At 38.2% G+C, this 1,251-nt stretch carries 1 protein-coding gene; it reads left to right on the forward strand.

The annotated features are described in order from the left end of the window. Positions 1 to 1,251, forward strand: a 1,251-nt coding sequence (locus FHL06_RS13455; protein ID WP_153387134.1) for a histidine kinase dimerization/phospho-acceptor domain-containing protein, incomplete at both ends; no start/stop codon positions are given.

A 1,251-nucleotide genomic window follows, 5' to 3' on the forward strand; every position in this document is an offset into this window, starting at 1 on the left:
CATATACTATCAACCAAATTTCAGAAAATTTGACTGATAACGATCAGCATACGCGTGAAAATATTGGAAATGCAATTCAAGATTATACACGTGTTAGTACTGATATTACTGATGTTCAAGTAATTGATCGCAGTGGAATCATCGTGGGGGCGAAAGATTCTGAAGGTAGTAACATAGTTGGAACGCAGACTTTGAAAGATAATATCAAACAAAGTATCAAAACTGATAAAAAAATCACCCAGATTTATTATCAAAAGGAAAATGGAAGTTCGTATGAATCAATTGTACCGGTAACTTCTACTGATAATAGTACAGTTGTGGGTGCAATTTATGTTAGAGCTAGTATGGAATCAGTTTATACTGGCATCAACAATATCATTTTGATTTTCTTAACAGCTTCTCTAGTTGCCGGCTTGTTAGGGGCAGTTATAGCCATTTTCATTTCTCGTGCTATTACTCGACCAATTGATGAAATGAAACAACAAGCTGTCAGAATGGCGGAAGGTGATTATTCCGGACAAGTTCGAGTTTACTCACCTGATGAATTGGGACAACTTGCTATGGCAGTTAATGATTTGTCAGTTAAGGTTGAAGAGGCTACCGAAAATTCTGAATCTGAGCGGCGAAGGCTAGATAGCGTGTTGACCCAGATGTCTGATGGGGTTATTGCTACGAACCGTTTGGGTAATATAACCGTTATCAATGAAATGGCTCAAGAGTTTTTGGATAGAGATGAAGACGATACTATCGGACAACCGCTAGTTGATGTCTTAGGAATTCAAGATCGAACGAGCTTTGATGACTTGTTGGAAAGTCCTGATCCAATGGTGATCGAAACTAGCGATAATAGCGATGATTACGATGAAGTTGACGATAATTCGTTGATTTTAAATGCTGATTTCTCGTTGATTCAAAGAAATAGTGGCTTCATTAGTGGTATGGTTTGTGTTCTACACGATGTCACTGAGCAACAAAAGATCGATAGTGAACGTCGTCAATTTGTTTCCAATGTTTCACACGAGTTGAGAACGCCTTTGACCAGTATAAGTAGCTATATCGATGCTTTGAACAATGGTGCTTGGAAGGATCAAAAACTGGCACCACAGTTCTTAGGTGTAACTGCAGAGGAAACTGACCGGATGATTCGAATGATTCAAGATTTATTGAGTTTGTCACGAATGGATCAAGGGCGTTCGAAGTTGGACAAGGAATTAGTTAACTTTAATGAATTCTTCTCCTATATTTTGGATC

This window comes from Companilactobacillus halodurans (assembly GCF_009600985.1).
Taxonomy (GTDB): Bacteria; Bacillota; Bacilli; order Lactobacillales; family Lactobacillaceae; genus Companilactobacillus; species Companilactobacillus halodurans.